This window comes from Methylobacterium sp. Leaf112 (genome assembly GCF_001423295.1).
Lineage (GTDB): Bacteria > Pseudomonadota > Alphaproteobacteria > Rhizobiales > Beijerinckiaceae > Methylobacterium.
Genome location: NZ_LMNG01000023.1, coordinates 49519 through 62451, shown reverse-complemented (window position 1 = coordinate 62451; position 12933 = coordinate 49519). Strand labels below are relative to the sequence as shown.

11 protein-coding genes are annotated in these 12933 nt (G+C 62.6%); 7 read left to right on the top strand and 4 right to left on the bottom strand.

Annotated elements, in window-relative coordinates; translation table 11 throughout:
* The first annotated feature begins 34 nt into the window (after positions 1-34).
* Positions 35-2299, top strand: coding sequence for a glycogen debranching protein GlgX (glgX, locus tag ASF52_RS10665; RefSeq protein ID WP_056171607.1), 2265 nt, complete (start codon positions 35-37; stop codon positions 2297-2299).
* A 212-nt stretch (positions 2300-2511) separates the two neighbouring features.
* The gene (locus ASF52_RS22025) at positions 2512-2823 is read left to right on the top strand and encodes a plasmid stabilization protein (RefSeq protein ID WP_082515284.1); all 312 of its coding nucleotides are present in this window, start codon (positions 2512-2514) and stop codon (positions 2821-2823) included.
* Positions 2824-2864: 41 nt separating this feature from the next.
* On the opposite strand, the gene ASF52_RS10660 is transcribed toward ASF52_RS22025, so the two are convergent.
* On the bottom strand, positions 2865-4076 hold the full coding sequence (locus tag ASF52_RS10660; RefSeq protein ID WP_056093930.1) for an NADP-dependent isocitrate dehydrogenase: 1212 nt from the start codon (positions 4074-4076) through the stop codon (positions 2865-2867).
* Positions 4077-4296: 220 nt separating this feature from the next.
* Between ASF52_RS10660 and ASF52_RS10655 the strand changes: the two genes are divergently transcribed.
* Positions 4297-4845, top strand: a complete 549-nt coding sequence (locus tag ASF52_RS10655) for a formaldehyde-activating enzyme (protein WP_056171605.1) — start codon at positions 4297-4299, stop codon at positions 4843-4845.
* A gap of 4 nt (positions 4846-4849) precedes the next feature.
* On the top strand, positions 4850-5578 hold the full coding sequence (locus tag ASF52_RS10650; RefSeq protein ID WP_056171603.1) for an RNA methyltransferase: 729 nt from the start codon (positions 4850-4852) through the stop codon (positions 5576-5578).
* A gap of 174 nt (positions 5579-5752) precedes the next feature.
* Here ASF52_RS10650 and ASF52_RS10645 read toward each other — a convergent pair whose 3' ends face one another.
* From ASF52_RS10645 to ASF52_RS10635, 3 genes are all read right to left on the bottom strand, one after another.
* On the bottom strand, positions 5753-7048 hold the full coding sequence (locus tag ASF52_RS10645; RefSeq protein WP_056171601.1) for an O-acetylhomoserine aminocarboxypropyltransferase/cysteine synthase family protein: 1296 nt from the start codon (positions 7046-7048) through the stop codon (positions 5753-5755).
* Positions 7049-7077: 29 nt separating this feature from the next.
* Complete coding sequence (locus ASF52_RS10640) at positions 7078-7473, bottom strand: response regulator (RefSeq protein WP_056171599.1); 396 nt, start codon at positions 7471-7473, stop codon at positions 7078-7080.
* Positions 7474-7671: 198 nt separating this feature from the next.
* Positions 7672-8949: an O-acetylhomoserine aminocarboxypropyltransferase gene (locus tag ASF52_RS10635; RefSeq protein WP_056172152.1), complete on the bottom strand. Its 1278-nt coding sequence runs from the start codon at positions 8947-8949 to the stop codon at positions 7672-7674.
* A gap of 231 nt (positions 8950-9180) precedes the next feature.
* On the opposite strand from ASF52_RS10635, the gene ASF52_RS10630 reads away from it, so the two are divergent.
* The 3 genes from ASF52_RS10630 to ASF52_RS22590 all read left to right on the top strand — a co-directional run bounded on the left by ASF52_RS10630 (position 9181) and on the right by ASF52_RS22590 (position 12926).
* Positions 9181-9528 (top strand): DUF3140 domain-containing protein, encoded by a 348-nt coding sequence (locus tag ASF52_RS10630; RefSeq protein WP_056172150.1) that lies wholly within the window; start codon positions 9181-9183, stop codon positions 9526-9528.
* 173 nt (positions 9529-9701) lie between these two features.
* Positions 9702-10982: an MFS transporter gene (locus tag ASF52_RS10625; protein ID WP_056171598.1), complete on the top strand. Its 1281-nt coding sequence runs from the start codon at positions 9702-9704 to the stop codon at positions 10980-10982.
* Between the two features lie 75 nt (positions 10983-11057).
* A complete protein-coding gene (locus ASF52_RS22590) occupies positions 11058-12926 on the top strand; it encodes a hypothetical protein (protein WP_156630072.1) in 1869 nt (622 codons plus the stop codon).
* Positions 12927-12933 lie beyond the last annotated feature (7 nt).

The following is a 12933-nucleotide window of genomic DNA, read 5'->3' as shown; positions in this document are numbered from 1 at the left end:
CCGCATCGGGCAGGGCGCCGTCCCTGGAGCAGTTATGGCCGACGATTTTTCTCAGACGGGCAAGGCGTCCGCCACCCGCTCGCGTATCAAGGAAGGCTCACCCTATCCGCTGGGGGCAAATTGGGATGGGCTTGGGGTAAATTTCGCCCTGTTCTCGGCCCATGCCACGAAGGTCGAGCTCTGCTTGTTCGACGATGCGGGCGAACAGGAACTCGAGCGCATCGAACTGCCGGAGTACACGGATGAGATCTGGCACGGGTATCTACCCGATGCGAGGCCAGGTACCATTTATGGCTACCGCGTACACGGTCCATACGATCCGAAAGCCGGTCACCGCTTCAATCCCAACAAGCTGCTCATCGATCCATATGCCAAAGGTCTCGTTGGCTCCATCACCTGGAACCCGGCCCTGTTCGGGTACCAGATGGAGACAGGCGACGACCTGACCTACGACGAGCGCGATTCCGCGCCGTTCACCCGCCGTAGCCGGGTGATCGATCCGGCCTTCACCTGGGGGCGGGACCGCAAGCCGCATGTGCCGTGGGAGAAGACGATCTTCTACGAGACGCACGTAAAAGGCTTCACCAAGCTTCATCCGGCCGTTCCGGAGAAGCTGCGCGGCACGTATGCAGGTCTTGGGACACCGGCGGTGCTCGATTACATCAAGAGCCTTGGCGTCACGTCCGTCGAGTTGCTGCCGGTCCACGCCTTCGTGCAGGACGACTATCTCCAGGAAAAAGACCTGGTGAACTACTGGGGTTACAACACGATCTCGTTCTTCACCCCAGCCCGGCGTTATTCGGCAGTGCCTGATTTTGCCTTCTCCGAATTCAAGGAGATGGTCGCGCGCATGCATGGCGCCGGTCTCGAAGTAATCTTGGATGTCGTCTACAATCATACGGCGGAGGGCAACGAGAAGGGGCCGACGCTATCCTACAAAGGTGTCGATAACGCTTCGTATTATCGCTTGATGCCCAAGGAGCCGCGTTACTACATCAACGACACCGGCACCGGGAATACCTTCAATCTTTCCCACCCGCGGGTTCTGCAACTCGTTACCGACTCGCTACGCTACTGGGCGACCGAGATGCGCGTCGACGGATTCCGGTTCGATCTTGCGACGATCCTCGGCCGCGAGCCCCATGGGTTCGACGAAGGGGGCGGCTTCCTCGATACCTGTCGCCAGGATCCCGTGCTCAATTCCGTCAAACTGATCGCCGAGCCCTGGGATTGCGGCCCCGGCGGCTACCAGGTCGGTGGTTTTCCACCCGGCTGGGCCGAGTGGAATGACCGGTACCGTGACGACGTTCGCGGCTTCTGGCGGGGGGATCTCGGCTTGCTTCCGTCGCTTGCGTCCCGAATCACTGGCTCAGCGGACAAATTCAACAAGCGCGGGCGCAAGCCCTGGGCATCGGTGAACTTCCTAACCGCCCATGATGGTTTTACGCTGAACGATACGGTTTCGTACAACGACAAGCACAACATGGCGAATGGGGAGAACAACCGAGACGGGCACTCCCACAACCTCTCCAACAATTACGGCGTGGAAGGGCCGACGGAGGATCCAGAAATCCGGGCCGTGCGCCTGCGCCAGATGCGCAACATGATGGCGACGCTGTTTCTGTCTCGAGGCACGCCGATGCTGCTCGCTGGTGACGAGTTCGCCCGGACCCAGAACGGCAACAACAATGCCTATTGTCAGGACAACGAGATCTCTTGGCTCGATTGGGGCGCCATCGGCCCAGAGGAGCGCGACCTCACCGAGTTCACGCAGCGGCTGATGATTCTTCGTGAATCGTTGCCGATTCTCACCCGTGGGCGGTTCCTCACCGGTGAGTTCGACGAGGAACTCGGTGTACGCGACGTGACGTGGCTAACCCCGGCCGGCACTGAGATGACGCCGGAGAACTGGTCGCAGGGTGATGCTCGGTCACTGGCGGTCGTTCTCGACGGCCGGGCGCAGGTCTCGGGTATCCAGCGCCGGGGCGGCGACGCCACGTTGCTGCTGCTCTACAATGCCTACCACGATCTCGTGTCGTTCACTTTGCCGGCAACCATAGGCGCTTCCGCGTGGACGCGCCTCCTCGACACCAATCTGCCTGACAGTCAGGAAGTGGTCAGCGTACCGATCGGCGAACGCTACGATGTCACGGGTCGCTCGATGCTTATGTTTGTGCTCAAGCCCGAGGAGGTCGAGGACGCCGAGGTGACCGAGATGGAGCGTTCATACCAGCATGTGATGCAGGCGTTCGAGCGCGCCAACATCGACAGCGTCCGCTTCGGCGCGCGCAAGGATTGATGTGGGTCCGGGACGGTGCTTCGTTCGCATCGTCCCGCTTGTCGTCTACGCACGCGTGCTAACGGACATAGCCCTGCAGCGAACCGAAGGTGCGATAGGCGAGTTGAGCTCGTGAAGGTCAGGCATCCTCGAAACCCCGATTGTTGCGTCATGTTCGCTCTGTGGATCAGGGAGCGTCGTTGGGGCGGGGAGCGACGGAAGGAGACAACGCGGTGCCGCAGGGAGACAAGTCGCGCTACACCGATAAGCAAGTTCGTAAAGCCGACCACATCGCGGAGTCGTATGAGGCCCGCGGTGTTCCGGAGGATGAAGCCAAGGCTCGTGCCTGGGCCACCGTGAACAAGGACGACGGTGGTGGAAAAAAGCCTGGCGGAGCCGGCCGCGGCCGCTCGACTGATCATCCGGCTGCCAGGAAAGGCGGCGAAATTGGCGGCAAGACGTCTGCAGCGCGTACGGCGGAACAGCGCTCGGCCTCGGCGAAAAAAGGTGCCGAGACGCGCAAGCGGAATGCCGCCAACGCCTGAAACGCAGCCCTGCCCGATGCAGGGCCGCGCTCGGCTTCGGATCAGGCCATCGCGGCTTTGAGGTGCTGATCGACCTTGTCGAGGAAGCCTGTGGTCGAGAGCCATTTCTGATCAGGGCCGACGAGAAGGGCGAGGTCCTTGGTCATGAACCCGGCCTCGACGGTATCGACGCAGACGGTCTCCAGGGTCGTGGCAAACTTGGCCAGATCCGCGTTGCCGTCGAGCTTGGCCCGGTGCGCGAGGCCCCGCGACCATGCGAAGATCGACGCGATGGAGTTGGTCGATGTCTCCTTGCCCTTCTGGTGTTCTCGGTAGTGCCGCGTCACCGTACCGTGAGCCGCCTCGGCTTCGACGGTCTGGCCGTCCGGGGTGAGGAGCACGGAGGTCATCAGGCCGAGCGAGCCGAACCCCTGCGCCACGGTGTCGGACTGCACGTCGCCGTCGTAGTTCTTGCAGGCCCAGACGTAGCCGCCCGACCACTTGAGGGCCGAGGCTACCATATCGTCGATGAGGCGGTGCTCGTAGGTGATGCCGGCGGCATCGAACTTGGCCTTGAACTCGTTCTGGAACACCTCCTCGAACAGGTCCTTGAAGCGGCCGTCATAGGCCTTGAGAATCGTGTTCTTGGTCGAGAGGTAGACCGGGTACTTGCGGTTGAGGCCGTAGTTCATTGAGGCGCGGGCGAAATCGCGGATCGAATCGTCGAGGTTGTACATCGCCTGGGCGACGCCAGGGGAGGGGAAGTTGAACACCTCCCGCTCGATGACCGTGCCGTCCTCGCCCTCGAACTTGATGGTCAGGCGGCCCTTGCCCGGCACCTTGAAATCGGTCGCCTTGTACTGGTCGCCGTAGGCGTGGCGGCCGACGACGATGGGCTGAGTCCAGCCCGGCACGAGGCGGGGCACATTCTTGCAGATGATCGGCTCGCGGAAAATCACGCCGCCGAGGATGTTGCGGATCGTGCCGTTGGGCGACTTCCACATTTCCTTGAGGTTGAATTCCTTTACCCGCTGCTCGTCGGGGGTAATGGTGGCGCACTTCACGCCCACACCGTGGCGCTTGATCGCCTCGGCCGCCTCGACGGTCACCCGGTCGCCCGTGGCGTCGCGGTGCTCGACTCCCAGATCGTAGTACTCGAGGTCGAGGTCGAGATAGGGATGGATGAGCTTGGTCTTGATCTCGCTCCAGATGATCCGGGTCATCTCGTCGCCGTCGAGTTCGACGACGGGCTTGGCTACCTTGATCTTATCCATCGCGTGTCAGGCCTTCCGCAAAAATCCCGAGGGGCCCCATGCAAATGCCGTGCGGCCGCGGGCAGGGTCATAGCGCGGGCGTTCCGACGGCGAAAGCCGCCAGGGACCCATCACGCCGTGACAGGGGACGGCATCTGTCAGGTGGGGGCCGGGGCTGGACATTCGGTGCGCAAGGGGGGATCTGGCTACCATCACGCAACGAGACGGAACGGGAAAGCCCATGAGCGAACGCATCATCCTGCGAGCCGGCGAGGCCCTGGTCGCGGGTGGCCCGCCCAACACCGCCGCCGAGCCGGAAGTCATCATCGGGGAACTCGATGGGCCCGTCGGCACCGCGCTCGCTACACTGACGGGCGATCAGGTGGTGGGACACAGCCGCGTTTTTGCGCTGCTGAATACGGATATCATGGTCCGGCCGGTGACCTTGTGCGTGTCCAAGGTCAGCGTGACAGAGAGCAAGTACACCTCAATCCTCATGGGCACTGTGCAGTTCGCCATCGCCAATGGGGTGCTGGACGCTGTGCGGCTCGGCTACATTCCCAAAGACAGAGCCAACGATCTCGGGATCATCTGCTCGGTCTGGCTGAGCCCCGGTGTGATCGAGGCCGAGACCGTCGATCACAAGGCCCTGTTCGAAATCCAGCGGAAGGGGATGACGGAGGCTATCCGCAAGGCGATGTCCAACGAGCCGTCCATCGACTGGCTTCTGGAGAACCAGGACAAGATCATTCACAAGTACTATCAGATGGGTCTCGACGGGAAAATCTAGTCCGATGCCGAGCGCGCCTGTCGTCGTCCTCGTCGAGCCGCAGCTGGCCGAGAACATCGGCATGGTCGCGCGTGCCATGGCGAATTTCGGCCTATCCGAACTCCGGCTTGTTGCGCCGAAGAATGGCTGGCCGAAGAAGGGTGTGCGCGAGGCGGCTTCGGGCGCGACCCACATTCTTGATGGTGCGGCGGTGTTCGACACCGTCGCGGAGGCCATCGCCGACCTTCACTATGTTCTGGCTACGACGGCGCGCGAGCGCGGGCAGATGAAACGCGTCGTGGGGCCCGAGGACGCCATGCGCAACGTCGCTGCCCGCGCCGGCCAGCGGACCGGGATCCTGTTCGGGCGAGAACGGGCGGGCTTGAGCAACGACGAAGTCTCCCTCGCCGACGCCATCGTGACGTTCCCGGTGACGGAGGAGTTCCCGTCTCTCAACCTCGCCCAGGGGGTCCTCCTCGTCGGCTACGAATGGCGCCGTGCGGCGGGGCTCGCGAAGCTGCCGTTCTCGGGCGAGATGCTGTCGCCACCTGCGACCCGCGAGGCTATGGCGTCCCTCGTCGGAACCCTGGAGGACAGCTTGGCGACGGCCGGATTCTATCCGCCGGAGAAGCGCGAGATCATCGCCCGCAACATGCGGGACATGCTGCACCGCATGGCGATGACGGAGCAGGACGTACGCACTTTGCGCGGCGCCCTTCGCGCCCTCAACGGCGGGCGTCATCGTCGAGGGTGATCGGCGGACGTAGCTTGGTTATTGCTCGATCAGTCTCGGCTTCCACCCTTTCGGAAGGCTAACGCGCCGCTTGCGGGTGCCGGTCACCATCGGGAGTATGGAAAGAAGGCTGCGATCCTCGTCGCCCATGGAGCACGAGGTGTGCGCAGATGAGGAGCGGACCGCGAGACGAATTCAGCCGACCTGTGCCAGTGCCTGATCGATGTCGGCGATGAGATCTTCGGCGTTCTCCAAGCCGATCGAGAGGCGCACGGTCTCGGGCCCAACGAGCGCGGCGGCCTTCTCGTGCGGCAGCAGCTGGCGGTGCGTCGTCGTCGCCGGATGAATGGCCAGGGACTTGATCTCGCCGATGTTGACGAGGTGCGAGATGAGCCGGAGGCCCATGATGAACTTGACCGCCGCGGGCTCGCCGCCCTTCAGGGCGAAGGTGAAGATCGAGCCCGGTCCGTCCGGGACGTACTTCGCCGCCAGCGCTTCGCCGGCTTGACCGGGCAGGGCCGGGTAGCTGACCCAATCGACGGCGGGATGATCCCTGAGAAAGCCCGCCACCGCCTTGGCATTCGCACAGTGGCGCGCCATGCGCAGCGGCAGGGTTTCGATGCCCGTCAGCGTCAGGAAAGCGTTCATCGGCGAGAGGCCGGGCCCGAGTTCGCGCAGGCCGAACAGGCGACAGGCCACCGCGAAGCTGAAATCGGGAAAGCGCTCCGTGATGACGAGGCCGTCGTAATCTTCCCACGGCTCGGCGATGAGGTTGTAGCGGTCGCCCGCCGCCTTCCAGTCGAACGTGCCGGCGTCGCAGATCACGCCGCCGATGGTCTGACCGGAACCGCCGAGGAACTTCGACGTCGAGTGCATGACGATGTCGGCGCCATGCTCGATGGGACGGATAAGCGCCGGGGAGGCGAGGGTGTTGTCGACGATGAGCGGCAGCCTATGCCGGCGCGCGACCTCCGCGATGCCCGCCAGATCCATCACGGTGGCACACGGATTCACGATGGATTCGCAGACGATGGCCTTCGTCTCGGGCGTGATCGCCGCTTCGAAATCCGCCGGGGTGAGACCCTGGGCGAATTGCGCCTTCATGTCGTAGCGCTTGTCGAGGCGGGTGATGAGGCCGAGGGAGCCGCCGAACAGGCGCGGGGAGACGACGTAGGCGTCGCCGCTGCGCATCAGCGTCATCAGGATGAGCAGGAGGGCCGACTGCCCGGACGAGACCGCCACGGCGGAGGCGGCACCCTCCAGGGCGGCGACGCGGCGCTCGAGGGCGGCCACCGTCGGGTTGGAGCCGCGCGAGTACGAGAACCCGGTCCGGCGCATGGCGAAGATGTCGGCGGCCTGCTCCGTCGACTCGAACACGAAGCCGTTGGTGAAGTAGATCGGCTGCACCCGGGCGCCCGTGGCGGGGTCGGGCGCCGCGCCGGCATGGATGGCCGCGGTGGCGAAGCGGTGGGGTCTGGTCTCGCTGGCCATGGGGCCTTTTCTCGAATTCTGTCAGGAAGTTAGGCGGCCCGGTGCACGAAGGCGCGCAGGGTGCGGACGAGGGTCGAGGGTTCGTAGGGCTTCGGGATGAACCGGGCGCCGTCCGGCATGTCGTGGGGCCCGGGCGTGCCCATGCCGGAGACGACGAGGACGGGGATGTCGGGCCAGCGATGGGCCACGAGGCGGGCGAGGGCGAAGCCGTCCATGGAGCCGCGCGGCATGTCGACATCGGTCATCAGCACGCCGACGTCGCTGCGATTCTCCAACACCGTCAAAGCCTTGTCGGCGTGGCTCGCCTCCACCACCGTGAAGCCCGCATCCGCCAGCGTGTCGGCCGCCTCCATCAGGAGCAGGCCGTCGTCTTCGACGAGGAGCACGACGGGCAAATCTTGAGGGAGGTCAGGGGAGTGCGTCATCGGCAGCCGGACGATCTCGCGCTACGGGGTGAGTGGGGCCTATTCCCCGTCATCCATGCCGTCAACAACGGGGCGCGGCGCACGATCGTTTCACCGGCGCGGGTATGACGCGGTGCGCCGGCGCAGGCGCCGATGCGCCGAGGATCGGCCCGGTCCACGCCCCGGCCCGCGCCGGCGCGCGCGCCCGATGCGCCGGGCTCAGGCCAACGCGGCATCGAGATCCTCGATGAGGTCGGCCGGATCCTCGAGACCGATGGACAGGCGCACCACCTCCGGCCCGGCGCCGGCCGTGATCTTCTGCGGGTCGGTGAGCTGGCGGTGGGTGGTCGAGGCCGGGTGGATCACCAGGGACCGGGTGTCGCCGATATTGGCCAGATGCGAGAACAGCTGCAGGTTCGAGACGAGTTTGACGCCGGCTTCGTACCCGCCCTTGAGGCCGATGGTGAACACCGCGCCGGAGCCGAGGGGCGAGTAGCGCCGGGCGAGCCCATGGTAGCGGTCGGTCTCCAGGCCCGGATAGCTCACCCACGCCACGGCGGGGTGGTGCGCGAGGTGGTTGGCGATCGCCAGGGCGTTGTCGCAGTGGCGCTGCATCCGGAGCGGCAGGGTCTCGATGCCGTTGAGGATGAGGAAGGCGTTGAACGGCGCCAGCGCCGGCCCGAGGTCGCGCAGGCCGAGCACCCGGATCGCGATGGCGAAGGCGAAGTTTCCGAAATTCTCGGCGAGCACCATCTCGGCGTATTCGGGCCGGGGCTTCGACAGGGTCGGATAGCGGTCGTCGCCGGCCCAGTTGAAGGTGCCGCCATCGACCACGAGGCCGCCGATGGAATTGCCGTGGCCGCCCAAGAACTTCGTCGCCGAATGCACCACGATGTCGGCGCCGTGCTCGAACGGGCGGATGAGGTACGGCGTCGCCATGGTGTTGTCGACGACCAGCGGAATGTTGTGCCGCTTGGCGATGTCGGACAGCGCCGCGATGTCCGTGACGACGCCGCCGGGATTGGCGATCGATTCGCAGAAGATCGCGCGGGTGCGGGGCGTGATGGCGCGCTCGAACGAGGCCGGGTCGTCGGTGTCGGCCCAGACCACGTTCCAGCCGAAGTTCTTGTAGGCGTGGTTGAACTGGTTGATCGAGCCGCCGTAGAGCTTGTTGGCCGCGATGAACTCGTCGCCCGGCTGCATCAGGGCGTTCATGGTGAGGAACTCGGCGGCGTGGCCCGAAGCGACGGCCACCGCGGCCGTGCCGCCTTCCAGCGCCGCGATGCGCTCTTCCAGCACCGCGTTGGTCGGGTTGGTGATGCGCGAGTAGATGTTGCCGAAGGCCTGGAGCCCGAACAGCGAGGCGGCGTGGTCGACGTCGTCGAACACGAACGACGCCGTCTGGTAGATCGGGGTCGCCCGCGCGCCCGTGGTCTTGTCGGGGGCGGCACCCGCATGGATCGCCAGGGTGTTGAAGCCGGGCAGGCGGTCGGTCATGAAATCCTCCTCGGGCCGGCGGGCCCGCAGCGGCACCGTTCTAGCGCCGGCCTCGACCCCAGCGAAAGGGGCTGGCCCCGTTCCGCTTAAACGAACATGCGTTCTTTGTAGCGGACGATCCCGGCAGGTCAAGCGCCGGCGCCCTGGGGCACGCGGCCACGGCCGGGAACCGCACCGCCCCGATGCGCGTGATCGGTGGAGGGAATGGAAGCCAACCCGGGAGATGGCGCGGTGGCCGAACACGACGACGCGAGCACGTGGAAAGACTTCAAGGAGGCCGTCAACATGACCGCCTCCGCCCTGGAGAAGTTTCTCGACACCGACGAGAGCAAATCCGTCGGTCAGAAGGCGAAGGGCAGCGACGAATCCACCGGCCACGCCTCCGGCCGCCGCATCGTCGAATTGCTGAACACCAGAAAAGCGGATCTCACGGAGGACGATTACGCGCACATGCGCAAGGTCGTCAGCTACATCCACCGCCACCTCAAGCAGGGCGGCCCCGACGACAAGGACGTCGTGAAGGATTCGCCCTGGCGCCTCTCGCTGATGAACTGGGGGCACGATCCGCTGAAGACGTGAGGGTCGGCAGAAATCGGGAGACGGGGAGAACTTGTCCGCCGCCCTGGCAAGAATGGTGCGGGTCCCCACACCTTCCAGGAGAGGGGGCCCTGTCGAGCTTCACGCCAAGATGTAAGGCAGCACGCGTCCAATCCGCGCTAGGCGCCCCCAAAAAGCTTCGCTAAAGCGGCGCCATGCGCACCGTCAGCCCCTCCGTTTCCGCCGCGCGGATTCTCATCGCCAGCTTCGTCGGCACGGCGATCGAATTCTACGATTTCTACGTCTACGCCACGGCGGCCGCCCTGGTGATCGGGCCGATCTTTTTCCCGCCCGGCGATCCGGCGGTGCAGACGCTGGCGGCGTTCGCGACGTTCTCCATCGCGTTCATCGCCCGGCCCCTGGGGGCGGCGTTCTTCGGGCATTTCGGCGACCGCGTCGGCCGCAAGGCGACCCTCGTCGCCTCCCTGATGATCATGGGCCTGTCGACGGTGCTCATCGGCTGCCTGCCGACCTATGCCACCGCCGGGTGGTGGGCGCCGTTCGCCCTTTGCGTCCTGCGCTTCGGCCAGGGGCTCGGGTTCGGCGGCGAGTGGGGCGGGGCGGCGCTGCTCGCCGTCGAGAACGCCCCGCCGGGCCGCCGCGCCCTCTACGGCATTTTTCCACAACTCGGCGCGCCGGTGGGCTTCATCACCGCCAATCTCGGGTTTTTGGGGCTCGCCCTGGCGCTCAGCCCCGAAGACTTCCAGGCCTGGGGCTGGCGCATCCCGTTCCTGGCGAGCGCCGCGCTCGTGGGCGTCGGACTCTATGTCCGGTTGAAGCTCACCGAGACCCCGATCTTCAAGGCCGCCCTGGAGAAGGCCGCGCCCGAGCGCGTGCCGCTGGCGGTGATCTTCACCAAATACCTCCGCGCGACCTTGCTCGGCACCTTCGCCATGGTGGCCTGCTACGCGGTGTTCTACCTCTCGACGGTGTTCGCCCTCAGCTACGGGGTCTCGACCCTGGGCTTCACCCGGCCGACCTTTTTGTTGTTCGAGTGCGTGGCCGTGCTGTTCATGGGGATCGGCATCCCGCTCTCGGGCTGGGCCGCCGATGCTTACGGCCGCCGCCCCGTCCTCCTCTCGGGCCTCGCCTTCACGGCCAGCCTCGGCCTGCTCATGGGCCCGATGCTCGGCAGCGGCCAGGGCGGCCTCGTCCTCGGCTTCCTGTGCCTCGGCCTATTCGCCATGGGCTGGCTGTTCGGCCCCATGGGGGCCCTGCTGCCGGAGCTGTTTCCGACCCGCGTGCGCTACACCGGGGCGTCGGTGACCTACAACCTCGCGGGGATTCTGGGGGCGTCCGCTGCGCCGTATCTGGCGCAGCGGTTGAGTGAGTGGGGCGGTGTGGGTTGGGTGGGGCTTTACTTGGCTGTGGCGGCTGGGGTTAGCTTTGGGGCTGTGTGGTTGATGGAGGAAACACGGCAGACACTCATATCGTGAGGTTCCTAGCGGTGATCGTAAGACGTCGTATTTCGTGTAAATATTAATGTTGATGTAGTAGGATATATTCAGAGAATGAATAAAATACTGACTATTTTTAATACCGATGGAGTCAACCGTCATAGAATGCTTTTTCCACTGGCTGAGCTGATGGGATCGCTCGAACGCCATTTAAAGGAGTGCCAAAGCCGCGGCTTACCAGCGGGGATGCCAAGCAACATTAGTCATGATTTATGTCGCCCAATCGGCTGGGCTCGTCCATCAGGTGTATATATAGCGAAAGATTTGGCTCGACAAGTCGGAGTTATAAATTGCTGGACGACAACGGAAGAGCGGGATCAGATGGGCGAATTACTCCAAAAATATTGGATGGCTTACCATTACTATGGAGTTCAGCCCTATCTCAGCGAACTTGAAAAGCGCCTTGAAAATCATTTAACTGCTGAATCAGGGTATTGCTTTGTTGAGGGAGCAGCGATTGGACGTACAAATCTAGCGAAAGATATGTATCCAGAATTGTTTGAGATAGGCGGCAGTTTTGTGGATAAGGATGGCTTGACTGATTATAATGTGCTTCTACAGCGTACTAAGCAGATACAGCCAGGCGTTTTTCACGAAACTACACAGAATCTTGTAATCTTTGCCCACAGATTTTTCCGACGCAGCTTGTCGCACCGAAATAGTTTGAACCAGTATGTGTTGCAAAGCTTCCATCGTGCCGCGATTGCTGGAGCAGCGAAGCCACGCTTAAGACTTGATCCAAATTTGCTGGGACATCCAGATAGTGTGCGAAGCGTAATTGAGCTCGAGCATTGGCATGGGCCGCACTTTGACGACGATATTTCCAAAATAAAATCTGGTGTCACTGAAAAAGTTAGTAATGAAGAGAGCAGATTCTATTCTGCAGTTAGTAAGACCCATGCTTGGTGGAAAAACCCAGAAGAGCGGCAACCAGAAAACCTACCGCCTCGGATGGTAAGGACGTTCGAGATAGAGGAGTTGGTTGAGGATACAACGCCTGGCCTTCCGAATAATACATTCGGGTGCCGTTACGCTCATGCCGAATACGATCTTCAGCAAGCCGTAATTTCTCATTTTGATGGAGCAATCCGCGCCTATGACGCAGATGCCTATCTGGTCAGGATCGAAAAATCGATCGATAGATCGGGTAAAAATGCTGATTATACAAAACTATTTAGGCTAGATGGATCGATACCAGTTTCGACTTGGAAAAGCGTTCTTACGGATTTTTTCCGTGGTAACGATCTAATCGAAGAATATCTGGGCGGAACGGAAAAAGCGGGCCAGGAAAAATCAGATCCTCAAGAGGCGGCTGAAATTCCCGTACTGCCGGCGCTCAGTAGCTATGTTGGGCTGGCTTTAACTGACGAGTCTGCGGTCGCAGGACGTCATGTTTTGACAGATTTGAGTTTCAATGACGAAAATGCTTGCTTTTCATTCGCCGAAGTAGGGCGTGGCCAAATCGAAAATTTGATGCGTAGTTGGTGTGCCTCTACCGACATTCGGCTCCTTTCAGCTCAGAGCACAACGATTAATCTTTCAACTATAGTTCTTGCTCAGGATCAACCGCTGGTGGTCGAGTGGACGCAAGTTGCGTGCGCGCTCGCAGACGCTATTTATCTTGAGGTCGAAGCTGGCCGGTTGTGCAAAATTTCAGTTTCGGTACGCTGGGTAGTTGAGGGGATTGAAACTACGCTCTCAATTGCCGGTGCTGCTGAAATGGTAGCACAGCTTCTCAATGGATCGTGTGGCATTGTGCGACCAGATAAGAAGATTTCGGAATGGATCGAGTTATTCCGAGATAAACTATGCCAATTCGCGCCAAATCTCATTTCGTCGGTCGATTGGCCGCCAAGCACCGTTCGGCATGGACGGATTTCTCTAGAATTAGAGCCTGATATCACGTTTACTGAGCGCCGGTAGAGCTTTG

Bases quoted from the DNA above. Each gene is read 5' to 3' on its own strand.
- ASF52_RS10645 (WP_056171601.1), bottom strand. From the start codon at position 7,048: ATGGCCAGCGAGACCAGACCCCACCGCTTCGCCACCGCGGCCATCCAT.
- ASF52_RS10660 (WP_056093930.1), bottom strand. From the start codon at position 4,076: ATGGATAAGATCAAGGTAGCCAAGCCCGTCGTCGAACTCGACGGCGAC.
- ASF52_RS10655 (WP_056171605.1), top strand. From the start codon at position 4,297: ATGAGCGAACGCATCATCCTGCGAGCCGGCGAGGCCCTGGTCGCGGGT.
- ASF52_RS10635 (WP_056172152.1), bottom strand. From the start codon at position 8,949: ATGACCGACCGCCTGCCCGGCTTCAACACCCTGGCGATCCATGCGGGT.
- glgX (WP_056171607.1), top strand. From the start codon at position 35: ATGGCCGACGATTTTTCTCAGACGGGCAAGGCGTCCGCCACCCGCTCG.
- ASF52_RS10640 (WP_056171599.1), bottom strand. From the start codon at position 7,473: ATGACGCACTCCCCTGACCTCCCTCAAGATTTGCCCGTCGTGCTCCTC.
- ASF52_RS10650 (WP_056171603.1), top strand. From the start codon at position 4,850: ATGCCGAGCGCGCCTGTCGTCGTCCTCGTCGAGCCGCAGCTGGCCGAG.
- ASF52_RS22590 (WP_156630072.1), top strand. From the start codon at position 11,058: ATGAATAAAATACTGACTATTTTTAATACCGATGGAGTCAACCGTCAT.
- ASF52_RS10625 (WP_056171598.1), top strand. From the start codon at position 9,702: ATGCGCACCGTCAGCCCCTCCGTTTCCGCCGCGCGGATTCTCATCGCC.